We start from the raw sequence: 15,294 nt of genomic DNA, 5'->3' as shown, positions 1-15,294 counted from the left end.
CCGCCGGTGATGAGGGGGCAGAGCATCTGCCAGACGGAGATGTCGAAGGTGACCGGGGCGTTGTGAACGGTCACGTCGTCGGCGGTCATGTCCAGGTCGTCGACCTTGGCCAGCAGGTGGTTGACCATGCCGGCGCGGTGGACCATCGCCCCCTTGGGACGCCCGGTGGAGCCTGAGGTGAAGATGACGTAGGCGAGGTCGTCGCCGGTGCCGGAGGGCGGCAGGAGGTCGGTGTCACGGGAGGCGTCCCAGCTGACGGTGGCCGGTGCGGCCGTGGCGGCGGCCAGCAGCTCGGTGGCGGTGTCGTCCAGTCCGGGTCCGACGTAGAGGACGTCCGGGCCGGAGTCGTCGAGCAGGCCGGCGGTGCGGGCCCGGGGGGCGCGCAGGTCGAGCGGGACCCAGGCGGCTCCGGCGCCCAGGACGGCGAGGATGCCGGTGACGAAGGGGATGCCGGGTTCGCACAGCATCGCCACCCGCGACCCGCGGCGCACCCCGGCCGCTCTCAGTCGGCGGCTCAATGCCGAGGCGTGGCTGACGAGTTCGGTGTAGGTGGCCGATCCGTCCGGGTCCTGCACGGCGATCCGGTCCGGGTGCGCTGCAGCGTGCGCCCGCACCCGCTCGACCACCCCGGTGCAGGGCTCGTCGACCGTCGTCGCCGCCCAGCCCGCCCGTACCGCCGCCGACTCCTCCGGCAGCAGCACGTCGAGTCGGTCGACGCGCGCGTCGGGGCCCGCCTCGGCGAGCGTGGTCAGCCAGGCGAACAGCCGGCGCCGGTGCAGGTCCAGCTCCTCCTGTGTGTAGCGCGTCGGGTTGGCGTCCAGACGGACCGCGTAGCCCTCCTCGGCCGCGTCGAGGTAGATGATCTGGAGGTCCTCGACCGGACCGGTCGACAGGTTGTGCAGCAGACCGGTGCACGCGCCGAAGGCGTAGTCGAAGCCCGACTCCAGGACGTTGACGGTCGGGCCGAGCGAGCGCCCCGCGTCACCGGTGAAGCCGAGGTCGCGGCGGATGCGGTCGCCCCGGTAGTTCTGGTGCCGCAGCGTGGCGCGCAGCTCGCCCGCGCTGTCCCGCAGGAAGTCGGCGACCGTCAGGCCGGGACGCACCCGCACCGGGTGCGGCACGAAGTTGGCGCGCATGCCCGGGACCGCGCGGGCGGCGGCCGTGGCCCGGGCCGGCACCGCGAGGGTGAGCAGGGCGCGGTCCACGCCGGCGGCCCGCTGCACGTACGCGCCGGTGGCGGCGATCAGCAGTGTCTGCCAGGTGACGCGGGCGTCCCAGGCCAGCGCCCGCAGCCGCTCGACCGCGGCGGCGGGCAGCACCGCCTCGCAGCGCAGCGAGCTCCGGGCGGGCCCGCCGGGGCGTGGCGAGAGGCTCACCGGCTCCGGCTGCTCCTCGAAGCGGGCGCGCCAGAACGCCTGTTCCTTGCGGTACTTGGGCGTCTCGGCGTAGGCGGCCTCGTCGTCGGTGAGGGTGCGCGGGTCGGGGAACGCGCCCTCGGCGTCCGGGTCCGCGTACAGCGCGGCGAGCCGGTTGTAGACGAGGACGCGGCTGAAGCCGTCGACCAGGATGTGGTTGACCCGGATGTAGAACAGCAGGTGCTCCGGGCCGAGCCGCAGCAGGACCGAGCGGAGCGTGCCCGCGGTCAGGTCCGGCGGCACCAGCAGGTCCTGCCGCATGAACGTCTCGGCGGCCTCGCGCGGGTGCGGCTCGCCGGACAGGTCGAGCGTCTCGACGGGGAAGTCCGCGGCGTCGGCCAGCTCCTGGCGGGGCTCGCCGTCGTGCTCGGTGAACAGGGCGCGGAGGGTGCCGGCCTCCCGCAGCACGCGCTGCCAGGCGGCCGTGAAGCGGGCGGTGTCCAGGGGGCCGCGCAGCTCCAGGAAGTCGCCCATGGTGAAGACGGGGTTGCCCGGGTCGGCCTGCTGCCCGTACCACATCTCGCGCTGGGCGGCGGAGAGCGGCAGCTGCCGGGCGGGAGGGGTGGAGGAGGTCATGACTGCGCAGCTCCCGTGGAGAGTCCGGTCGGTTCGAGGCCGTACACCTCGCGCACCCAGCTCTGCTGGTAGACGGTGTCCAGATAGCGCTCACCGAGGTCCGGGGCGATCGCGACCGCCGTGCCGTTCTCGCCGGGACGGTGCTCGGCGAGCCAGCGCAGCGCACCGCTCACCACGGTCCCGGTGGAGCCGCCGAAGAGGAATCCGCCGCGGGCCAGGGCGTGGCAGGCGCTCACCGTGTCGGCCTCGGACACGTGCACCACGTCGTCGATGAACGAGGTGTCGAGCAGCGCGGGACGCACGCCGGTGCCGAGCCCGGGGATCAGGCGCGGGCCGGGCGGGCCGCCGAAGGTGACGGAGCCGACGCTGTCGACCGCGACGACCGTCACCGGCCGCGGCAGCTCCTTGAAGTAGCGGGCGCAGCCCATCAGCGTGCCGGTGGTGCCGGAGCCGACGAACAGCACGTCCAGATCGGGGAACCGCTTCTCGATCTCCGGGGCCGTGGTGCGGTAGTGCGCCCGCCAGTTGTCCGGGTTGGCGTGCTGATTCAGCCACACGGCCCGCGCGTCCTCGGCGAGCAGCGTCCGGACGTAGGCGAGCCGGGCCGCCAGGAACCCGCCCTCCTCGGCCGGCTCCGTGACGGTGTGCACCTCGCTGCCGAGCGCCTCGATGAGCTTGCGCGTGGCGACGTTCGTCCGCGTGTCGACCACGCAGATGAAGCGGTAGCCCTTGGCCGCGGCGATCACGCTGAGCGCGACACCGAGATTCCCGGACGACGACTCCACCAGCGTCGAGCCCTGGGTGAGCGCACCGCTGCGCTCGGCCGCCTCGATCATGCTCGCGGCGGCCTTGAGCTTGATCGAACCGGCGAAATTGAAGCCCTCGCACTTGAGGTGCAGCGGGTATCCGTACAGCGCCCGCAGATCGACGTAGAGATCTTCGGTGTTGAATTCGTGCGGAGCCGATATGACCGGCATGATTCCCCCAGTAGGACAAGCTCTATCGCGTTGCCGAAATGCGGTACACGCGCAGGCTGAGAGGTATGAGAACGGCGACGAGCACCCCGATGCTGATGGCCGACACGAGCACCGCGTTCTCCACCGGGAAACTCGTCGACGTGGCCGCCCCGGTGTTTCCCCACAATTGCCGGCAGGCCTCGGAGACCGCGCTGACCGGATTCCATTCGGCGACGGTGCGCAGCCAGCCGGGAAGTCCGGTCAGCGGCATGAAGGAGCTGGAGAGGAAGGAGAACAGCACCAGGAGCAGGGCGGCGACGCCGCTGATCGCCTCCAGGTTGCGCATCACCATGCCGAGGAGGGCGCCGACCCAGAGCATGGCGTAGGCGAAGCCGAGCAGCAGCAGGAAGCCGGCCGCGTTCTCGACGAAGGAGCCGTGCACCCGCCAGCCCACGGCGAGTCCGGTGACCGCGACGAGCCCGATGCTCAGGGCCGCGGCGGCGAGGTCGGCCAGGGTGTGGCTGACCAGGACGGTGGCCCGGCCCATCGGCAGCGAGCGGAACCGGTCGATGAGGCCCTTGCCGAGGTCACCGGCCACACCGATCGCGGTGATGCCGATGCAGGAGAGCCCGACCTGGGCGAAGACCCCGGCCATGATGTACTCGCGGTAACTGCCGCCGGTGTTCCGCACCTCGACGACGGTCGCGAAGAGATAGCCCAGGATCACCACCATCGCGACGGGCGTCAGCGCCACGCCGATGATCTTCTCCGGGGTGCGCCGCAGGTGGCGCAGGTGCCGGCCGGTGAGGGCCGCGACGTCACTGCCGTGGGCAAGCACCGAACTCATGGGGACGCCTCCGCCTTCGCTGCGTCGGGGTGCGGGGCCGGCGCGCCCGTGAGCTCGCCGGTCAGATGGAAGAACACGTCGTCGAGCGAGGGGCGCCGCAGCGCGAACTCCTCGACGGTGACGCCCGCGTACTCGAGGGCGGTCGCGGCGGACGCCAGCGCGCCCATGCCGTCCGGCAACTGCACGTGGACGGTGCGCTGCCGCTCGTCCAGCTGCGGCGGGCCCACCGCGAGCGGCGTCAGCACGGCCACCGCCTGCGCCAACCCGGCGGGATCGGCGACGGCCACCTCCAGGCGTTCGCCGCCGACCTTCCGCTTCAGCTCGTCGGAGGTGCCCTCGGCGATCACCCGGCCCCGGTCGACGACCAGGATCCGGTCCGCGAGGAAGTCCGCCTCCTCCAGGTACTGCGTGGTCAGCAGGACGGTGACACCCTGGTCGACCTGGTCCTGCACCATCCGCCACAGCGTGGCCCGGCTGGCCGGGTCGAGGCCGGTGGTGGGCTCGTCGAGGAAGAGCACCTCGGGCGAGGCGATCAGGCTGACGGCCAGGTCGAGGCGGCGCCGCATGCCGCCCGAGTACTCCCGGGCGGGCTTGTCGGCGGCGGCCTCCAGCTCGAACTGCGCCAGCAGTTCGGCGGCCCGGGCGGCGGCGCCCCGGCGGCCGAGCCGCAGCAGCCGGCCGAGCAGGACCAGGTTCTCCCGCCCGGTCAGCAGCTCGTCGACGGCGGCGTACTGCCCGGCGAGACCGATCCGGCGGCGCACCTCGCGCCGCTGCCGCACGATGTCGAAGCCCGCGACGCGAGCCGTGCCGGCATCGGGTTCGAGCAGGGTGGCGAGCGTGCGGACCGTGGTGGTCTTGCCCGCTCCGTTGGGCCCGAGCAGGCCGAGCACGGTGCCCGCTTCGACCGACAGGTCCACGCCGTCCAGGGCGCGGTGGCCGCCGTACTGCTTCGTCAGGCCGGCCGCCTCGATCGCGGTGTTCACGGAATTCCCCCTTTCACGTTTGAGGTGAAGTGGTTGGCTGGTTGTGGAATGGCATGGGAACCGGCGGGGGTGGGTACGTTCGGGGCGGGATTCCGGCGAATGGGCCGCGGTGGGCGGATCGCATTTCCGCACCGTCCGGAAAGTCCCGACGAGAAGGAACCTAACCGCCGACTTGGCCGGATCACGCCGCTCCTCCTGGCCACAGGCTGCCGCTGCAGCATGTTGCAGACATTGCCCCCGGAACCCGGTTGGCAGGAAGCTGCAGCGGCAGTCAACTGACATGTGCGCACGGGAAGTTGCAGGCCACGCATATTTACAGTGAGTGACGTCGCTCATCCAGCGCCCCGCTGACGTCCCACTGGGAGAGGTAATGGCAAGGCAACGAAATCTGGCGGCGTCACTGGGCGCCTGGAGCGCCCGGCACCCCAAGACCGCACTTTTCGGATGGCTCTTCGCCGTCATCGCGCTCACGGTCCTCGGCGGCATGGCGGGGCAGAAGAGCCTGACCGAGGCCGACTACGGCACCGGCGAGTCCGGCCGTGCCGCCCGGCTCCTCGTCGACGCCGGCATCACCACCCCGGCGCCCGAGATGGTCCTCGTGCACAGCGGCGAACACACCGCGGCGGATCCGGAGTTCAAGAAGGCCGTCGCCGACGCCATCGCCGCCGTGGACGGCACCGGCCTCGCCCAGAACATCGGCGACCCCTACAAGACGGGCGCCGTCTCCGAGGACCGGCACGACGCGCTGATCCAGTTCGCCGTGAAGGGCGACCCGGACACCGCCGCCGACCGCATCCAGCCCGTCATCGACGCGCTCGCCGAGACCGAGGACGCCCACCCCGGCGTCACCCTCGGCCAGTACGGCGCCGCCAGCGGCCTCAAGGGCATCAACGACTCCCTCGGCGAGGACTTCACCCGCGCCGAGTTCACCGCCGTGCCCGTCGCCCTCGGCATCCTCCTCGTCGTGTTCGGCGCGCTCGTCGCCGCCCTCCTGCCGCTGATCCTCGCCATCACCGCGTGCGTCGCCGCCATGGGTCTGCTCGCGCTGTCCAGCCAGCTCGTCCCGGTCGACGCCATGACCAACTCGGTGCTGCTGCTGATGGGCCTGGCCGTCGGTGTCGACTACTGCCTCTTCTACATCCGCCGCGAACGCGAGGAGCGCGCCGCCGGCCGGGACAAGGAGAGCGCGCTGCGCATCGCCGCCGCGACCTCCGGCCGCTCGGTGCTGATCTCCGGCCTCACGGTCGCCGTCGCCATGTCCGGCATGTTCCTCTCCGGCCTCACCGTGTTCGAGGGCTTCGCCATCGCCACCATCGAGGTCGTCCTCATCGCGGTGCTCGGCTCCATGACCGTGCTGCCCGCCGTGATGGCGATGCTCGGCGACCGGATCGACGCCGGACGGATCCCCGGCCTGCGCCGCAGGGCCGCCGTCCGCACCGCGGACCAGAAGCCGGGCCGGCTGCTCGGCGCCGTCCTGCGCACGCCCGCCCTCTTCGCCGTCCTCGGCATCGCCTTCCTGCTGGCCCTCGCCGCGCCGGCGCTGTCCATGAAGACGGAGAAGCTCGGCTTCGACCAGCTGCTCCCCGCCGACAACGTCACCGCCCAAACCGCGCAGCGGATCGAAGCCGTCTTCCCCGGCGCCCCGGCACCGGCCCAGATCGTCTTCAAGACGGACGACATCACCTCCGCCGAGGCCACCGGCGCCCTCGACGGCTTCAAGGAGCGCGCCCTCGCCTCCGGCCACGTCAAGAACCCCGTCGAGGTCACCGTCCACGCGGACGAGAACATCGCGGTCATCAGCGCCCCGCTCGCCGGCGACGGCCGCAACGCCGCCTCCGAGCGTGCCCTTGAGGAGCTGCGCGGCGACATCATCCCCGCCACCCTGGGCAAGGGCGCGGACAACCAGGCGCTGGTCGGCGGCGACCTGGCCTTCTCGACGGACTACAACGACCAGCTCAAGTCGTCGATCGTGCCCGTCTTCGCCTTCGTGATGGGCGTCAGCTTCCTGCTGATGCTGCTCTGCTTCCGCTCCCCGGTGATCGCCCTCACCTCGATCGTCCTCAACCTGCTGTCCGTGGTCGCCGCCTACGGCGTGATGACCGCCGTGTTCCAGAAGGGCTGGGGCGACGAACTGGTCGGCACGACGGCCGTCGGCGCCGTCGAGTCCTGGATGCCGCTGTTCGTCTTCGTCGTCCTGTTCGGACTGTCGATGGACTACCACGTCTTCGTGGTCTCCCGGATCCGCGAGGCCTACGACCAGGGCGTCGACAACCGCGCCGCGGTCGCCCACGGCGTCCGCGCCACCGCCGGGGTCGTCACCAGCGCCGGACTCATCATGGTCGCCGTCTTCGCGGTCTTCGGCACCCTGTCCATGCAGGACTTCAAGCAGCTCGGCGTCGGCCTCGCCGTCGCGGTCTTCCTCGACGCCACCCTGGTGCGCGCCGTCCTGCTGCCCTCTGTCATGGCCCTGCTCGGCAGGTCCAACTGGTGGCTGCCGTCCTGGCTGCGCTGGCTGCCCGAGCTCAGCCACGGCGAGGAGCAGCCCCAGCAGGCCACGCCCCCGGCGCAGCAGCGGACCGCGTCGCCCGAGCAGCCCCTGGCGAGCCGCTGAGCGGCACCCGCCCGCACGCTCCTCCGCTCTCCTCTCATCCGCTCACGATCCCAAGGACCCTTCAGCCATGTACGAGTTCAGCGTCGTCGGCGGCAAGGCCGCGCGGGAGATCATCTCCGCCTCCCGCCAGGACATCGTCGACGTCGTCCGCGACACCTACCTCGCCCACCACGCGGGCGACTCGGTGAACCCCGACAGCTACTTCCTCCGCTTCCCCGACAAGCCCGACGCCCGCATCATCGCGCTCCCCGCCCACCTGGGCGCCGGCGCCGACGTGTCCGGCATCAAGTGGATCAGCAGCTTCCCCGCCAACATCGACCGCGGCATCCCGCGCGCCTCGGCGGCCCTGCTGCTCAACGACCACGAGACGGGCTACCCCTTCGCCTGCCTGGAGGCCTCGCAGATCAGCGCCGCCCGCACGGCCGCCTCCGCGGTCCTCGCCGCGGAGCGGCTCACCGGCGGGCGCATCGCCGGACGGCTGACCGTTGTCGGCGCGGGCATCATCGCCCGCAACATCCTGGAGTTTTTCGCCGCCCGCGACTGGCAGGTCGGTTCCGTCACGGTCCACGACCGGAACACGGAGTACGGCGCCGCGCTCGCCGCCCACACGAGGGACGCCCTCGGCTACTCCGCCGGCACCGAGCCCGACCTCTCCACCGCCCTCAGCGGCGCCGACGTGGTCGTCCTCGCCACCACCGCAGCCGAGCCGTACATCACCGAGACGGACGCCTTCGCACCCGGCCAGGTCGTCCTCAACATCTCGCTGCGCGACATCGGCCCGGAGCTCATCGAGGGCGCCTACAACATCCTCGACGACGTCGAGCACTGCCTGAAGGCGAACACCTCCCCCCACCTCGCCGAACAGAAGTACGGCGACCGCCACTTCGTCACCGGCACCCTCGCCCAGTTCATCCGCGGCGAGGTGACCGTCGGCGACGACAGGCCGGTCATCTTCTCGCCCTTCGGCCTCGGCGTCCTCGACCTCGCCGTCGGCCTGCACGTCCTGCGCGCGGCCCGGGCGGCGGGCGAGGCCGTGGAGATCGACGACTTCTTCGGCGAAACCACCCGCTGGTAGCCGGCCACCACCCCTCCGCACGACGGGGCCCGGGCAGACAGCCACCTGCCCGGGCCCCGCAGCGCGCCTCGGCACGACCACCGCGCCTGTGTGCACGGCTTGTTGAAACACGGCCAATGTCCCGCCTGCCCGCGGTGTCGTTTTGATCATGTGATTTCATGACCTCGACCGGCGGCCTGACCAGCCGCCCTCCGCGGAACACGGGGAGAGGGCTCTCTGCCATGCCCAGAAATGCACCACCAGGAGTACACGCTCTGTCTCCCGGCCCGCGGCGCCGCACCTCGCGCCCGGCCGACATCTACCTGGCCGGCGCCCTGATAGCGACAGGTGTCTATGCGGGGCTGCTGATCGTGCGCTTCACGACGTCCGATCCGCTCTTCGGTGTCAGGGACCTCGGCATCGTTCCGGCGACCTTCGTGATCGCCCTGGTCGGGCAGCACTGGGCACGGCGCAAGAAAGCCGGGTGATGTGAACCCCCGGCAGACACGGAACTGCCCGTCCGGGCGCATCGCGTCCCGGACGGGCGGTTCCCCTCCGTCCTCCTGCGGCGGCCGGGCGCCCGCCCGGTCCTCCGCCTCACCCCACCAGCCGGTACGAGGCGGCCACCCCGAGGAAGATCAGGGCCGCCAGCGTGCTGCACGTGTAGTGGAGCCGCCCGGTCACCGCCCACCAGCGGCGCCGCCAGGACAGGACCGTGCAGACGACCATGGCGCCCGTGGTCGCCAGTGCGACGCCGGTCAGCGCCGGGACCGCCCGCAGCAGCGGCGAGTCGCCCACGATGATCGTCCGGTTGAGGGCGTTCGGGTCGGCGGACAGCAGCAGGAAGCAGACCACCGCCGTGATGATCAGCGCACCGGAGGCCCACAGCAGCAGCCGTGCGGCCCGTGCCCCGGCCGGCGTGCCCGGGGAGCGTCGGCGGACCAGGGCGAGCACCGGCAGCGCGAGCACCGTCAGCGCGAGGAACGCCAGCGAGCCGAGCAGCACCTGCTGGTGCAGCACCGGGGAGAGGTACCAGGGCAGCCGCTCGTAGGAGACGGAGGCGTCGGAGGCGACCGACAGGCGTCCGTCGCGGAACGCGATGCGGTCCTGGCCGCCCTTCTCCTGGAACAGCCCCGGGCTCAGCTGCACCCAGTGCCGCTCGCTCACTTCCGGGTCGCGGGACAGCCCGGTCGTGGTCAGCGTCGCGCCCTCGCCCGCGGTCACCCGGACCGACCCGATCAGCGCGCTGACCCGGGTCAGCTCCGAGGAACTGGTCCGCGTGGAGCGGTACTCGCCCTCGTACGGCGTGACGTCGGCCCGCGAGACGGAGCGGCGGGCGCCGGCGGCGGTGCCGAAGTGGTCGGCGAAGCGGTCCACGACCTCCTGCCCCGCGTAGGCGGCGGAGCCGTTCTCGCCGTCGCCGTTGTAGACGACGTACACCGCCGCGTCCCGGTCCGGGAGCAGGGCCAGGTTGCCGTGGAAGCCGGGCAGGTCGCCGTCCTTGACCAGCATCCGCTGCCCGTCGCGGACCCGCTCCTCCAGGATGTAGCCGAGGCCGGGCAGCCGCTCGTCGTTGCCGAACTGACGCTTCATCAGCGCCGCGGTCGAGCGTTCGGTCAGCACCGGGCCGCCGCCGTCGAGCAGCGCGGTCAGCAGCCGGCCCATGTCGGCCGCCGTGGTGACCGCGCCCGCACCGGTCGGGGACCAGTCGCCGTACTGCCCGTCCTGGGCCCGCTGACCGCCGCCCGCAGGGCGGTGGCCGCGGGCGAGGCCGGCGGCGATGGCGGGGGAGTGCGGCTGCGCGAAGCTCGTCCGCGTCATCCCGAGCGGCCGCAGCACCGACTGCTCCAGGTAGTCCGAGAACGGGGTGCCCGTCACCGACTCGACCAGGTAACCTGCGAGCGCCACACCGTAGTTGTCGTAGCTGGCGACCTCGCCCGGCGGGCGCACCCGGCGCGGCTGGTGCGCGGCGAGGCTCTCGCCGAGCGGGCGCACGTCCTCGGGCCGGGTGGCCGCCCGCCCGATGATGGTGTTGTCGAAGCCCGCCGTGTGCGTGAGCAGATCGCGTACCGTCACGGGGTGCCCCGGATACGTGTCCTTCACCTGGAAGGTCCTGAGGTAGCGGTTGACGTCGGCCGACAGGTCGAGGCGACCGCGCTCCACCTGCTGCAGGACCGCGACCGCCGTGAACAGCTTGGCGTCGGAGGCCAGGAAGAACCCGGTGCGCCGCGGATCGACCGGGGTCCCCGCGTCGGTGTCGGCGACACCGTAGCCGCGGGTGAGGACCGGCCGGCCGCGCTCGACGACCACCACCGACGCGCCGGGGATCCGGTGGTCGGCGAGCTGCCGGCGCACGAGCGCGTCGACGGTCCCCGGCAGACCGGACGTCCCGTCGGCCGCGGGGAGTCCGGAGGCGGCGCGGGTCTCCGCGTGCACCGCGGGAGTCGCGGAGGCGGTGCCGGCGCCCCCCGCCAGGAGCAGCGGGACGCACAGCGGGAGGAGCAGGTGCCGCAGTCGCTGTCGCATCGTCATGGAACAAGTCAAGAGCTAGCGCCGGGAGCGGGACAGCCACCTCGGTGGCGTCCCGAGGGGGACCTGGGTACACCATCGGAGACGGGACGCACGTCCCCTGTGCACGGCCCCCGCACGGAGCAGACTCAGGGCAAGCGCACGGCAGGGAGCCGTGCCCGGAGGGGAATGGGACGACCGTGAACAACCTGGATGTACGCACCGGTTACCGAGCCGTCGGCAAGGGACTGCCCGTTCTCGGTCTCGTGATCGCGGAACTCGTCCTCTTCTGCCTCTTCCTGACGGCGGTCTCATTGATCGGCATCGGCCTGGGCGTCCTGCTCGTCCCGGCGCTCGCCGTCGCCGTGCGGTCGGTGGTCAACGCCTCCCGCCGGCTCGCGGAGAACTGGTCGGGCCGGCCGGTCGAGGAGCCGTACCTGCCCGCCCCCGCCGCCGAGCCGGGCCTCAAGGGCCAGTGGCAGCGCACCCACTGGGTGCTGACCGACCCGGCGACCTGGCGCGACCTGGCCTGGATGCTGGTCAACCCGGTGGCCGGCGTGGCCCTCGCCCTGATGCCCCTCGCCCTCGTCGTCAGCGGCATCGGCGGCATCCTGATGCCGGCCTACTACCGCCCCATCGCCGACGCGGGCTCCAACTACTACCTGTGGATCGAGATCAGCGACCTGACCTCCGCCATGTACTGCGCCGCCCTCGGCGTCGTCGTCCTGGCCGCCGGCCTGACCACCGGGCCCGCCCTGCTGCGCGCCCACGCCTCCCTGGCCCGCACCCTGCTCGCCCCGACCCGCACCGTCCAGCGCGTCCGCCGCCTCACCGACAGCCGCAGCGACGCCGTCAGCAGCTCCGCGGCCGAACTGCGCCGCATCGAGCGGGACCTGCACGACGGTGCGCAGGCCCGTCTGGTCGCCCTCGGCATGAACCTCGGCGTCGCCGAGCAGCTCCTCAGCAAGGACCCGGAGGCCGTCCGCGCCATCCTGTCCGACACCCGCAAGGCCTCCGCCGCCGCCCTGACCGAACTGCGCGACCTGGTCCGCGGCATCCACCCGCCGGTGCTCGCCGACCGCGGCCTCGCCGACGCGGTGCGCGCCCTCGCCATGGACAGCCCGCTCGACGTCACCGTCAACGCCGACCTGCCCGGCCGCCCCGAGGCGCCCGTGGAGTCGGCCATGTACTTCGCGGTCGCCGAGGCCCTCGCCAACGCCGCCAAGCACGCCGAGCCGGACACCGTGAGCATCGACCTCTGGTACGAGAACGGCTCCCTGCGCGGCCAGGTCATCGACGACGGCCGGGGCGGCGCCGACCCCTCGCGCGGCACCGGGCTGCGCGGCATCGAACGCCGGCTGGCCGCCTTCGACGGCCTCCTCGCCATCAACAGCAAGCCGGGCGGACCGACCACCCTCACCATGGAGCTGCCGTGCGTGTTGTCCTAGCCGAGGACCTCTTCCTGCTGCGGGACGGACTCGTCCGTCTTCTGGAGTCCTACGACTTCGAGGTGGTCGCCGCCGTGGACACCGGGCCCGGACTGCTCCGGGCCCTCCTCGACCACAAGCCGGACGTCGCGGTCGTCGACGTCCGGCTTCCGCCGACGTTCACGGACGAGGGCCTGCGGGCCGCCCTGGAGGCACGCAGCCACATCCCCGGCCTGCCGGTCCTCGTCCTCTCCCAGTACGTGGAACAGCTCTACGCCCGCGAACTCCTCGCCGACGGCAGCGGAGGCATCGGCTACCTCCTCAAGGACCGGGTGTTCGACCCGGACGGCTTCGTGGACGCGGTGCGCCGCGTCGCGTCCGGCGGCACCGCGATGGACCCCGACGTCGTCGCCAAGCTGTTCGCCAAGGAGCACCACCGCGACGGCCCGCTCTCCCGCCTCACCCCGCGCGAGCGGGAGGTCCTCGGCCTGATGGCGGAGGGCCGCTCGAACGCGGCGATCGCCCAGGAGCTGGTGATCACCGAACGTGCGGTCATCAAGCACACGTCCAACATCTTCACCAAGCTGGACCTGCCCCCGTCGGAGGCGGACAACCGACGGGTCCTGGCGGTGCTCGCCTACCTCAAGTGAGGTGCCATCGGCACGCGTCACGGCCGCCGTCGCCGCCCGTGTCGGTGAACTCGGGACGCGCCGGCCGGTCGTCGGAGCCCGGCTGCCGCCGCCCGGTCCGTGGCCGGCTGACCCGGGCTCAGCGCCCGGTCGACCCGTCGATCAGTTCGCGGAGGATGTCCGCGTGACCGGCGTGGCGGCCTGTCTCCTCGATCAGGTGCGTGAGGGCCCAGCGGGTGCTGGGTGAGGAGCGCCCGGGGAGGGGCGCGGCGAGGTCGGTGCAGGAGTCGAGTACGGCGTTCGCCCGGTCGACGGTCTCCCGGTAGCGGGCGACGACCTCGGCGACGCCGTTCCCCTCGGGGGCCCGGAAGGTGGCCTGCCAGTCGGTGACCCGTTCCCCGAGGAACGTCGCGCGCTCCACCCAGGTGAGGTGGTGCAGCAGGCCGAGCAGGTTCGTGCCGGACGGGACCGCGGCCGTCCGCACCCCGGGTTCGGGGGCACCGTCGACCTTGTCCGCCATCGACGTCCGCAGGTAGTCCAGGAAGCCGCGCAGGACGTCGGCCTCGGTGTTCGCGGTCCGGGGCGGCGGGGTGTCCCGGCGTCGGCGGTGAGGGGCGGTGGGCGGGGGCATGGGGCCTCTTCCTTCGGTGGTGGAGCAAGGCGTGGGCGGGGCCGACGTGTTGTGGGGCCCACGGGTTCGGTGGGCCGACGGGGGCCGGTGGGGCTCACCGGTTCCGTGAGGCCGACTGAAGCGGTGTGGTCCGGCGGGCCCGACCGGTTCGGTCGGCGGCCGACGGGTTCGACCGGTCGCGCCGACCGGACCGGCCGGCCGCCGGGTCAGCCGGTGCGGCGTACGAGCAGGATGTGGTCGGTGACCTCGGCGGTGCTCCCGTCGGGTCCGGTGGCCGTGCGGGGCGACGCGTCGGCGCGGTCGACCGTCCAGGTCGCCGGATCCAGGGCCAGGCCCTCCGCGACCTCCGTGGGACTCGGGTACCGGACGTCGGGGCCCTGATCCCACGACCAGGGAGCCGTCGATCCGTGGTCGACGACCAGCAGGCGGCCACCTGGGCGCAGGGCCTGCGCGGCCCGGCGCAGAACGGTGGCCCGGTCGAGCTCGTACGGGGTGTGCAGATAGTGGGAGGTCACGAGGTCGAAACGGCCCGCCGGGAACGACCGGCTCAGGTCGTGGCGTCGGGCGCTGACCTGCTCGCCCAGGCCGGCCCCCGCCGCGCGCTCGGTGAGCCGCCGCACCGCCACGGCCGACAGGTCGACGGCCGTGACCCGCCAGCCCTGTCCCGCGAGCCAGAGGGCGTCGCCGCCGTTGCCGCATCCCAGGTCGAGGGCGTCGCCGGGCGGCAGGTCCGCCGCGGTCTCGACCAGCCGGGCGTTGGGGCGGGGGGAGGCGGCCTGCGGACGGGCCGCGTGGACGTCGTCCCAGAAGGTGACCGCTGCCTCGGTCGCACTCATCGGGGCTCCTCATCGGGTCGGTGTGCGCTCTGCCGTATGTTCGCCAGTCTCACCCGATGTCCCGGAACCGGCACGGCAACTTGCCGCTTCGGCAAAGGGATTCCCGTAGGGGGCCGGTGAGGGCGGGCGGCGCGACCGCCGCAGGAAACCGGCCCCGGCGGGCCGCCGCCGGACCTGACCGGCGGGGGTGCGGCCCGGCTACGGCTTCCGCTCGTCGGTGACCGCCGCGGGCAGCGGTGAGGGGCCCCCGTGCGAGGTGCAGACCTCCGCGCCGCCGTCGGCCGGGACCACGCAGGCCCGCACGGCGGCGGGGTAGGGCGCCTCGATCATGGGCGAGTAGGTGTCCCGGTCGTAGGAGATGGAGCGCGTGGCCGAGAGCTTGTCCTTCCCCTCGACCCGGGCGGTGTCCCCGACCTCGCCCTCGGTGATGCGCGCCCACGCGGCTCCGCACCGGGGGCTGTAGCGCAGTTCGAGATACAGGCCGTCCACCTTCTCCGCGGCGGCCGTCCACACCCCGATGTGGCATTCCATGCGCTGGGCGTCCTTGCCCCGGCACTCGAAGCCGGTGCACCGGGCGACACTGCCCTTCGCCTTGGGCTCGCTCTGGCTCACCGGCGGGGAGATGAGCATCCCGCCGAGCAGACCCGTGACCATGCCCACCCCGGTCGCCGCTCCGAGCAGGAGGCTCCAGCGCCGGGGTCTTCGGCGGGCGGCAGGGGGCGCGGCCCGCTGCGGCTCCTGCGCCCCGGCCGGGTCGGCGGCCGGTTCCGGGTCCGCGTCCGCCGCCGGTACGGAGGCGGGAGCGGCGGGCGAGCTGCCGT

Annotated in this window: 13 protein-coding genes; 5 read left to right on the top strand and 8 right to left on the bottom strand. The window is 72.8% G+C overall.

The features are described from left to right. The 4 genes from G3I53_RS04340 to G3I53_RS04325 all read right to left on the bottom strand — a co-directional run. The coding region (locus G3I53_RS04340) for a condensation domain-containing protein (protein WP_164438033.1) at window positions 1-1,991 on the bottom strand (1,991 nt) is incomplete at its 3' end. After that, window positions 1,988-2,968, bottom strand: a complete 981-nt coding sequence (gene sbnA / locus G3I53_RS04335) for a 2,3-diaminopropionate biosynthesis protein SbnA (protein ID WP_164338790.1) — start codon at window positions 2,966-2,968, stop codon at window positions 1,988-1,990. The genes sbnA and G3I53_RS04340, both read right to left, overlap by 4 nt. Before the next feature lie 22 nt (window positions 2,969-2,990). Beyond that, a complete protein-coding gene (locus G3I53_RS04330; RefSeq protein ID WP_164338791.1) occupies window positions 2,991-3,794 on the bottom strand; it encodes an ABC transporter permease in 804 nt (267 codons plus the stop codon). Beyond that, entirely contained in the window at window positions 3,791-4,777 is a 987-nt protein-coding gene (locus G3I53_RS04325; RefSeq protein WP_318653182.1) for an ATP-binding cassette domain-containing protein, read from the bottom strand. The genes G3I53_RS04330 and G3I53_RS04325 overlap by 4 nt, the downstream gene beginning before the upstream one ends. Before the next feature lie 370 nt (window positions 4,778-5,147). Between G3I53_RS04325 and G3I53_RS04320 the strand changes: the two genes are divergently transcribed. The 3 genes from G3I53_RS04320 (at window position 5,148) to G3I53_RS04310 (ending at window position 8,930) form a co-directional block, all read left to right on the top strand. After that, window positions 5,148-7,388, top strand: a complete 2,241-nt coding sequence (locus G3I53_RS04320) for an MMPL family transporter (protein WP_164338793.1) — start codon at window positions 5,148-5,150, stop codon at window positions 7,386-7,388. A 67-nt stretch (window positions 7,389-7,455) separates the two neighbouring features. Then, entirely contained in the window at window positions 7,456-8,463 is a 1,008-nt protein-coding gene (gene sbnB, locus G3I53_RS04315; RefSeq protein ID WP_164338794.1) for a 2,3-diaminopropionate biosynthesis protein SbnB, read from the top strand. A 221-nt stretch (window positions 8,464-8,684) separates the two neighbouring features. Next, entirely contained in the window at window positions 8,685-8,930 is a 246-nt protein-coding gene (locus G3I53_RS04310) for a hypothetical protein (RefSeq protein WP_164338795.1), read from the top strand. 109 nt (window positions 8,931-9,039) lie between these two features. Here G3I53_RS04310 and G3I53_RS04305 read toward each other — a convergent pair whose 3' ends face one another. Beyond that, window positions 9,040-10,974, bottom strand: a complete 1,935-nt coding sequence (locus G3I53_RS04305; RefSeq protein ID WP_164338796.1) for a serine hydrolase domain-containing protein — start codon at window positions 10,972-10,974, stop codon at window positions 9,040-9,042. Between the two features lie 176 nt (window positions 10,975-11,150). Between G3I53_RS04305 and G3I53_RS33600 the strand changes: the two genes are divergently transcribed. Both G3I53_RS33600 and G3I53_RS04295 read left to right on the top strand, forming a co-directional pair. Then, complete coding sequence (locus G3I53_RS33600; protein WP_164338797.1) at window positions 11,151-12,398, top strand: sensor histidine kinase; 1,248 nt, start codon at window positions 11,151-11,153, stop codon at window positions 12,396-12,398. Further along, window positions 12,383-13,027 carry a response regulator transcription factor gene (locus G3I53_RS04295; RefSeq protein ID WP_164338798.1) on the top strand — a complete coding sequence of 215 codons (645 nt, stop codon included), beginning with the start codon at window positions 12,383-12,385 and terminating at the stop codon, window positions 13,025-13,027. The genes G3I53_RS33600 and G3I53_RS04295 overlap by 16 nt, the downstream gene beginning before the upstream one ends. Window positions 13,028-13,145: 118 nt before the next feature. Here G3I53_RS04295 and G3I53_RS04290 read toward each other — a convergent pair whose 3' ends face one another. From G3I53_RS04290 to G3I53_RS04280, 3 genes are all read right to left on the bottom strand, one after another. Continuing rightward, entirely contained in the window at window positions 13,146-13,637 is a 492-nt protein-coding gene (locus G3I53_RS04290) for a DinB family protein (RefSeq protein WP_164338799.1), read from the bottom strand. Window positions 13,638-13,843: 206 nt separating this feature from the next. After that, window positions 13,844-14,473, bottom strand: coding sequence for a class I SAM-dependent methyltransferase (locus G3I53_RS04285; RefSeq protein ID WP_164338800.1), 630 nt, complete (start codon window positions 14,471-14,473; stop codon window positions 13,844-13,846). A 198-nt stretch (window positions 14,474-14,671) separates the two neighbouring features. Beyond that, the coding region (locus G3I53_RS04280; protein WP_164438032.1) for a DUF2690 domain-containing protein at window positions 14,672-15,294 on the bottom strand (623 nt) is incomplete at its 5' end.

Origin of the sequence: Streptomyces sp. SID14436, assembly GCF_010548465.1 — a bacterium.
GTDB lineage: Bacteria > Actinomycetota > Actinomycetes > Streptomycetales > Streptomycetaceae > Streptomyces.
Note: the sequence above shows the minus strand (reverse complement) of the source record. Positions and strands in the feature narration are given on the sequence as shown.